The organism is Mucilaginibacter sp. (assembly GCF_039207105.1).
Lineage (GTDB): Bacteria > Bacteroidota > Bacteroidia > Sphingobacteriales > Sphingobacteriaceae > Mucilaginibacter.
On sequence record NZ_JBCECK010000189.1, the window covers coordinates 1 to 8,476 of the forward strand.

9 protein-coding genes are annotated in these 8,476 nt (G+C 39.9%); 8 read left to right on the top strand and 1 reads right to left on the bottom strand.

The genetic code is table 11. The features are described from left to right. Positions 1-79 precede the first annotated feature (79 nt). Positions 80-1,921: a hypothetical protein gene (locus tag AAGC65_RS23035; RefSeq protein WP_343114820.1), complete on the bottom strand. Its 1,842-nt coding sequence runs from the start codon at positions 1,919-1,921 to the stop codon at positions 80-82. Between the two features lie 207 nt (positions 1,922-2,128). Here AAGC65_RS23035 and miaB point away from each other — a divergent pair, with 207 nt between their 5' ends. The 8 genes from miaB to AAGC65_RS23070 all read left to right on the top strand — a co-directional run. Continuing rightward, positions 2,129-3,577 (top strand): tRNA (N6-isopentenyl adenosine(37)-C2)-methylthiotransferase MiaB, encoded by a 1,449-nt coding sequence (miaB, locus tag AAGC65_RS23040; protein WP_343114821.1) that lies wholly within the window; start codon positions 2,129-2,131, stop codon positions 3,575-3,577. A 43-nt stretch (positions 3,578-3,620) separates the two neighbouring features. Then, positions 3,621-3,998, top strand: a complete 378-nt coding sequence (locus AAGC65_RS26225) for a four helix bundle protein (protein WP_407940701.1) — start codon at positions 3,621-3,623, stop codon at positions 3,996-3,998. Between the two features lie 27 nt (positions 3,999-4,025). Next, positions 4,026-5,282, top strand: coding sequence for a sigma-54 dependent transcriptional regulator (locus AAGC65_RS23045; protein ID WP_343114822.1), 1,257 nt, complete (start codon positions 4,026-4,028; stop codon positions 5,280-5,282). A 4-nt stretch (positions 5,283-5,286) separates the two neighbouring features. Then, positions 5,287-5,796 carry an LptE family protein gene (locus AAGC65_RS23050; RefSeq protein WP_343114823.1) on the top strand — a complete coding sequence of 170 codons (510 nt, stop codon included), beginning with the start codon at positions 5,287-5,289 and terminating at the stop codon, positions 5,794-5,796. A 21-nt stretch (positions 5,797-5,817) separates the two neighbouring features. Next, positions 5,818-7,149: a hypothetical protein gene (locus AAGC65_RS23055; RefSeq protein WP_343114824.1), complete on the top strand. Its 1,332-nt coding sequence runs from the start codon at positions 5,818-5,820 to the stop codon at positions 7,147-7,149. A gap of 9 nt (positions 7,150-7,158) precedes the next feature. Next, positions 7,159-7,518, top strand: coding sequence for a preprotein translocase subunit SecG (gene secG / locus AAGC65_RS23060; RefSeq protein ID WP_343114825.1), 360 nt, complete (start codon positions 7,159-7,161; stop codon positions 7,516-7,518). A gap of 239 nt (positions 7,519-7,757) precedes the next feature. After that, positions 7,758-8,033 (top strand): co-chaperone GroES, encoded by a 276-nt coding sequence (gene groES, locus AAGC65_RS23065; protein ID WP_343114826.1) that lies wholly within the window; start codon positions 7,758-7,760, stop codon positions 8,031-8,033. Positions 8,034-8,187: 154 nt separating this feature from the next. Further along, positions 8,188-8,476: TCP-1/cpn60 chaperonin family protein (locus tag AAGC65_RS23070; RefSeq protein WP_343114827.1), on the top strand; the 289-nt coding region annotated here is incomplete at its 3' end.

Below are 8,476 nucleotides of genomic sequence, written 5' to 3' on the forward strand. Positions count from 1 at the left end.
TTGTTTTATTATTCAAAATTAAAAAGACCTTTTACCTCGAAAAAATTTAATACGGCCTTTACCAATTTTGGTATCAACCTTAAACTGTTGTTGCAGTAGATGCCTGTTGTTTTGTCTTAGCATCCTTAAGCTCTTTTTCCTTTTTGCGTGCCGCTTTGCGCTTTTTGCGTTCAGCTTTTTTATTAAGCCTGTCTTTTTTGTTTTTTTGATGTTCTTCTATGCGGTCTTTGGTTTCTTTTTGTTTTTTATCATCAAAGCCAACACATGGTTTTATACCTTCAAGAAGCGCTTTCCACATGGTTTTAAAGAACGGGGAATCCTTAGGGCGGGGATAAACAACATTGGCCGAACGTGCAGCCTCGCCGGGATTATCGGGGTTGTTGTGTTTTATGACAAACAAGTTGGCCAATATGGATATGATGGAACGCTTTTTTAGGCGATCATTAGCTGTATCAGCTTTGAATATGTTTACTTTTAGGTCATTGTATAAAAAATTAACCTTGCCTTTAAACACCTGGCTGTTAGCTTGTATATCAAAATTTAGTTCTTTAACCGTACCCGACGTTGCTTTAACCATAGCCAATGGCATGGTTGCCGGATTAATTACTTCCAGATCCATTTTGCCCAAAGTTCCCTTGTAAGTAAAAGCAGCATTTTTATCGGTTACGTTAAAATTGAATTGCACATCGAGCCGGCCGTGGTTCATGAAGTAGGTGGTAAGCTGAACCTTGGTGATGTTGTTTTTGGCAAGAGCTTCATCGTCATTGGTTAAATTATAAAAATGTCCCCTAGTATTGTTGAAAGTGATGGTGCCAATTTTATTTGATTTTTTGTTGAGCTCAGAGTACTCTATGTCAAAATTACGGAGGCGAACAGTATCTATACGCAGATCGGTACCTACTTTCCTGATCATCATGTGAGGGAAGGTATTTACTTTATCAACTGCCGGGTCTTTTTTGCCATTAGGATTACTGAATACTCGTAGTACTCCCCTGTTTAATTCAAGGCTCGTAGCAGTTAGCCGCCGATATTTATGATAGGTTAAAAAATCAAAATGGTTAAGCTGCAACGTATCAATATTTAAACCGAAACGGTCATGCTGGCTTTTATTAAAAAATACCCCGGTTTTAGCAGGCTCCAGGTGCATACCTTCAATATAAAGTTTAGATGTGAGCGTTGAAAGTTTAAGATATTTGATCTTATAGGTATATAGCCCGCTGGGTGTTTTGCCGGTATAGTTATTGAGTTCAGTTACAATGTCCTTACAGTAAAGCAGGCGCGATCTGTCTGTTTGTGTTGCCGAATCAATAAGCAGATCGGTAGCGTTCAGGTTCATCTCTTTCAATTCAGATATGGCTACCTTATTGCCTGAGTAATCCTGGTATTTAAACTTTACATCGTTCAATAATATCTGGCCAACGTGGATAGACCGCAGGCTTTTGGAGATTTTTTGCCAGGCCGTGCGGTGGTCTTTCACTACAGTATCTTTAGTATGATTAAGCTGATAGCTTATATTTACTTCGGGCTCATTTAAAATGATCTTCCCTATGTTTAATTTATGCCTGAAGTATAAACCTAAAGGGTGTACATTCAGGAGCATTAATTTTTTTACCCGCAGTTCAACCAGGTTGTTGGGTGCCAGGTGTTGTTTCTTTTTCTGATTGTAAACATCCGTATCGGGTTTCAGGGTAATGTTGTACAGGGTTATCTTGCCTTCCAAAACATGCAGTTCAGCATCAGAAAAATCAACTTTATATAAACCGTCGCTGCTGTTTAAAACAACATCATGCACCTTATTGGCTAAAATTGGCGACCAATATTGGTTAATAACCAAAGCCAGGAGAAAAATAATTACAACGGGTATCAGTACAAATTTAAAGACAATCTTTTGCCACCTGCGCTTTAAAAACTTAAGCTCCATTTACCTGGTTCCTTTTCTTGGTTTATAATTGTTTGTTTTGGTTTAACGCCTTTTCAGGCCTGATTGTTACTATAAACCTCACGCTTATTGCTAAACCACGGTATAAGTTCAGGAATATAACAATAAAACTTTGATTTTGTTAAATACTGCCAATATGTCATTTGGGTATTTAAATTTTATGTATTTTTGCAAACTAATTTTTAATGAATGATGGATTTGGTTATCCCGGATAAAACACACGATGAGAGCAGGCAGGGCGAGGCTTTAGTTTTGGAGCCTGTGACCGGTAAAAACAACGGCCGCAAACTTTATATTGAAAGTTATGGTTGCGCCATGAATTTTTCAGACAGTGAAATTGTGGCTTCTATATTATCAGAGCAGGGTTTTGAAACTACTGCCGATCATAATGCAGCTGATGTTATTTTTATAAATACCTGCTCTATTCGCGAAAACGCGGAGCAGCGCGTGCGTAACCGTTTAAAAGAATTTACGGTTTCAAAAGTTAAAAATCCGGGTTTGGTAGTAGGTGTGCTGGGTTGTATGGCCGAGCGTTTAAAATCAAAGTTTTTAGAAGAAGAGAAACTGGTTGACGTAGTAGTTGGTCCTGATGCATATCGTGATCTGCCTAATTTGATAGATCAGGTTGATAGTGGTCAAAAAGCGGTAAACGTATTGCTATCCCGTGAAGAAACTTATGCAGATATTAGTCCGGTGCGTTTAAACAGCAACGGTATAAACGCGTTTGTATCTATTATGCGCGGATGCGATAACATGTGCTCGTTTTGCGTGGTACCTTTTACCCGTGGTCGCGAACGCAGCCGCGATCCGCAGTCGATAGTAGCGGAATGTACAGATTTGTTTAACAAAGGCTACCGTGAGGTTACTTTGTTAGGCCAGAATGTGGATTCTTATAAATGGAATGCCACCGCCGAATCTGAAACACCTAATGCAGAGGCATCATCAGCGGAGACTACTAACTTTGCCAATTTACTGGAACTTGTTGCCTTGATCAGTCCGGAGTTGCGGGTTAGGTTCTCAACCTCGCATCCCAAAGATATTACCGACGATGTGTTGTATACCATCAATAAATACGACAACATCTGTAACTATATTCACCTTCCGGTACAATCGGGCAACAGCCGCATACTGGAAATGATGAACCGTACGTATGATCGGGAATGGTACATCAACAGGATAGATGCCATACGCCGTATTATTCCGGATTGCGCGATATCAACCGATATGATCACCGGTTTTTGCTCTGAAACAGATGAAGAGCATAACGATTCGGTAAGCATGATGGATTACGTAAAGTACGATTTTGCCTACATGTTTAAATACAGCGAAAGACCGGGCACTTTAGCCGCCAAGCGCTATAAAGATGACATACCCGAAGAAGTAAAGCAAAGCCGCCTGGCGCAGATCGTAGCCAAGCAGCAGGAATATTCTTTTTACCGGATGCAGGCACGTATAGGTAAAGTAGAAAAGGTATTGATTGAAGGCTACTCTAAAAAAGCAGATAAAGACTATTGCGGCCGCAGCGATCAGAATGCTATGGTGATATTCCCGGTTGGTGATAACTACAAACCCGGCGAATATGTGAATGTGCTGATTGAAAGAACTACGTCGGCTACTTTGATAGGGAAAGTAGTTTAGTAGATAGAGGCAAGAAGTTAGAATCAAGATACAAGAGATTGGTATGCGGCATAATTTTAAGAATTTGAAAGTATGGCAAAAGGCAATGGATTTGACAGACTTGATTTTTGAATATGGAAAAGACTTACCTGCTAATGAACGTTACAATTTGATTGATCAAATAAACAAATGTTCATGCTCCATTCCCTCAAACATAGCCGATGGCTCCGGGAAGACAACAAGTAAGCATTTTGCAGAATTCTTGTCCGTTTCCATCTCATCATCTTATGAGTTGGAGACACAATTATTAATTTGTGAACGAAGAAATTATGGGTCGATAAATAAATTGAGAGAATTTATGGAGTTAGTAGGGAAAGTTCAGCGAATGATTTTTTCATTTAGAGAGCACATATTAAAGCCGGAGACTTCTCTTGATTCTTGACTCTAATCTCTTGATTCTTTTTATCAAATGGATATACAAGAAATAAAACAGCGTTTCGGTATCATTGGCAATTCGCCTTTGCTTAACCGGGCTATAAATATTGCCAATCAGGTATCGCCTACCGATATTTCGGTACTAATAACAGGAGAAAGCGGTAGTGGTAAAGAAGTGTTTTCGCAGATCATTCACCAAATGAGTCCGCGCAAGCATGGGCCATTTATTGCGGTAAACTGCGGCGCTATTCCGGAAGGTACTATCGATTCGGAATTATTCGGGCACGAAAAAGGCGCTTATACCGGTGCTGTAGGGGAGCGTAAAGGTTATTTTGAAACCGTAAATGGCGGTACTATCTTTTTGGATGAGATAGCTGAAATGCCCCTGGGTACCCAGGCACGTTTGCTTCGGGTGCTTGAATCAGGCCAATATATAAAGGTAGGCTCTTCAAAAGTGGAGAAAACTAACGTGCGGGTGATAGCAGCTACCAATGTGGATGTGTATGATGCTGTAAAAAGCGGAAAATTCAGGGAAGATCTTTACTATCGTTTAAATACCGTTCCGCTGAGGATACCGCCCCTACGCGACAGGAAAGAGGATGTTTACCTGCTTTTCAGAAAATTTACCTCTGATTTTACTGATAAATACCGCACACCGCCTATCCAGCTTGATGACGAAGCGCAGCAGGTATTAATTAACTACTCGTGGCCGGGTAACGTAAGGCAGCTTAAAAATATGGCTGAGCAATTAGCTGTATTAGAGCGGGATCGTATTATAACCGCCCAAACTTTGCTTACCTATATTCCGCATGAGACAGGAAACCGCAATTTACCTATGCGGTTGGATAATCAACCAAAAGAAGATTTCTCTGAAAGAGATATATTGTATAAAGTGCTGTTTGATATGAAGCGCGATATGGTGGAATTAAAAAAGCTGGTAGCCGATATTATTGAACATGGCGGGGTAGCTGCTAATTACAGCAATCATTCACAAACGCTTAACCAGTTATACAGGGATATAGAATTGCCAAGTTCTCCTGAAACGCAATTTACTTTGCAGCAGCCCGTTAATACCACTAATAGCAGCAATACCACCAATGCCAATGTTGATTCGTACAATATAACACATGAGGCTGAGGAGGTAGAAGAATCGCTGTCGCTGATTGAAAAAGAATCAGACCTGATACGTAAGGCATTAAAAAAACACAAAGGAAAGCGTAAGCTGGCAGCCAATGAGTTAGGTATATCTGAAAGAACATTGTACAGGAAAATAAAAGAGCTAAACTTATAAATTAATGAAAAAAATATTAGGAGTTACTATCGTTTGTTCGTTAAGCTTACTTTTATCATCCTGCTATACCCTCAAAAACAACACAATTCCGCCGGCTTTGAAAACTGTTAATGTACAGTTTTTTGAAAATACCGCGCCACTTGTAGTTAATAATTTAAGCCAGGTATTTACCGAAGGCTTGAAGGATAGGATACGTAGCCAAAGCCGCTTAAGTATTAGCCGTGGCGAAGCTGACGCTATTATTTCAGGCAGTATTACGGGTTACAGCATAGCACCGGTATCTATTGAGGCAGTGGCAAGCAATGTGGCACCTATTGCTGATGCCAACAGGTTAAGCATTACCGTAAAGGTGAAGTTTGCTTATGATGCTGATAAGAAAATTAGCTTTGATGAAAGCTTTACCAGGTTTGCCAATTTCAGGGGAGATATAGGTTCGCAGGAGCAAAACCTGATACAGGAGATCGTTAAACAGTTAACAGAAGATATTTTTAACAAAGCCTTTTCTAATTGGTAGGCAATTCGTACTTTCAACCACGTGGATCAAGATTTGAATAACAGGCAGAACGAAATATTACTGGAATTGCTGGCTAACCCCACCAATACGGGGCAAATATACAGCAATGATTTGCAGCAACTTGTTAACGAGTTTCCGCAAAGCGGGATATTGCACGCCCTGCTTGCACATGCTAACCGCGATAATGGATTGAAACAAACTGCCGCTGTTTATTTTGAGCCTCACTCCTTATATAAGCTTATTAATGATATTGATAGCCTTGCTGTTGTATCGCCCGAACAAATTGTGGGTCATAACCATGATGTGGGTTCTAAGCCGGATCAGGAGCTATCCCCGGGAAGCGAAAACTATTTTAGCATTGACCCGGTATCTGAAATAACAGAATCAGCGGGAACAGACCAAACTGCGGAAAGTGAAATCGAACCGATTCAGCCTGTAATTGCTGAAAATACTACAATAGCCACTGAGGAGCAACCAGCGGCTGATTATGCACAGATAATTTCAGAGCACCCTGAACACAATATTGACGATGAAGTATATGACGAAATTGTAGGTATTGAGAATATCAGTTTTACAGGTCACAGTGCAGAAGCGGAAACCAATAGCAGTACTCCGGTATTTGAGGAAAAGGACAGGGCAAACGAGCCTGATTTAAACCTTGAATCGGAAGACTGGATCATTGGCAGTATAGCCGGTAGCGATTACTTTGTTTTCGATAACTCCGCCGCTGATCAAAAAAATAATATTGAAGTAGCAAAAGAGGACGAAGTATCTATTGAGACCGAACTTCGTACTGATACTGGCGCCGAAAGCCATGACGTATCTAAGTATAATGATGAAAAAATGCCTTATACTTTCATGTGGTGGCTTGATAAAACACGCCGGGAATATGCCGCGACTTATCAACCATATGCAAGTCCGCAGTTAGCCACTCCTGTTGGTCCTGCCCAGGCGCAGGCACAAGAGTTAAAGGAGCAAGCTTCAGATGCCTTGCAGCAACAGTATTTTGAAAATATTTTCCATGTACGGTCACTGGAGGAGCTTGAAAAAACGGCCCAGCCCGGCGATGTACCCGAAATAAGGAGGAAAGAAGATATCATTATTGACAGGTTTATACAGGAAGAGCCGCAGATACGTCCGCCTGCTATAGATAAACTGGATAATGAAAACAAAGCCAAGAAAAGCTCTGAAGACAGAAATGAGCTGGTAAGCGAAACGCTGGCACAGATATATGCAGATCAGATGCTATATCACAAAGCAATAGCTACCTATAAAAAATTGATGTTGAAATTTCCGGAAAAAAGCCGTTACTTTGCCATCCAAATTGAACAATTAGAAAAGAAAACCAATTAATATAAAGAAATGTATTTAGTTTTAATCCTTATTACCATTATCGTTTGCATCCTTTTAGGGCTTATCGTTCTTATTCAAAACCCTAAAGGCGGAGGCTTGTCATCAAATTTTTCAAGCTCATCGCAACTAATGGGTGTACAAAAAACCGGCGATTTTTTAGAAAAAGGTACCTGGGTATTGGCCATCGCCGTTATGGTTTTATCATTAGCTATTAACGTGGCTACTAAAGGTGGCAGCGAAGGCAGTGATAATCCTGCTTTACGTAACCAGATTGAAAAAGCTTCAAAACCATCAGCACCTGCAAGCGCGCCAATTACTATTCCGGCTCCTGCACCTGCAAACAAGCCTGCTGATAAACCGGCTAAATAATTATTAATTAAAAAGTATAAATAAAAAGGGCTTTGGAATGCTTTCCAGAGCCCTTTTTGCTGAATAAGCAAACTGCCATGATGGCACAGGCTGTATTAAAATAGTGTTAAGCGTAAAAACCAAAATAACTTTTAGCTGACATTACAACAGTTTAACCTGTCAATATTTGCCATTGTGTTTGCTTGGCATAATTGATGAGGCTTGCACTTGAAACTTAAATAAAATAAACAGTTATAACTATGTCATTAAACATTAAACCAATCGGAGACAGAGTTGTAGTGGAAGCTGCAGCTGCCGAAGAGAAGACCGCTTCGGGAATTATTATCCCGGATACCGCTAAAGAAAAACCTCAGCGTGGAACTATTGTTGCCGTTGGCGATGGTAAGGTAGATGAGCCTTTAACTGTAAAAGTTGGTGACCAGGTTTTATACGGAAAATACGCAGGTACCGAAATTACTTACGAAGGCAGAGAGTATTTAATTATGCGCGAATCTGATATTTACGCGGTACTGTAAATTAATCGTTGAATTATTGAAGGATTGATTTATTGAATCCTCCTGTAAAGTCGATAATTCCAATTTAAAATTTAAACACGAAGATAATTATTGAATACCATATAACTGAAAATCAGTAATTCAATAATTCATTAATTCAAAACTAAGAAAAGACATGTCAAAACAAGTTAAATACAATGTTGAAGCACGCGACGCCTTAAAACGCGGTGTTGATATTTTAGCTAATGCGGTTAAAGTAACTTTAGGTCCTAAAGGCAGAAACGTAATTATTGATAAAAAATTTGGTTCACCAGCCATCACTAAAGACGGTGTTACTGTTGCTAAAGAGATCGAACTGAAAGATGCTTTAGAAAACATGGGTGCCCAAATGGTTAAAGAAGTTGCATCAAAAACTGCTGATATTGCAGGTGATGGTACTACTACTGCTACCGTTTTAGCTCAGG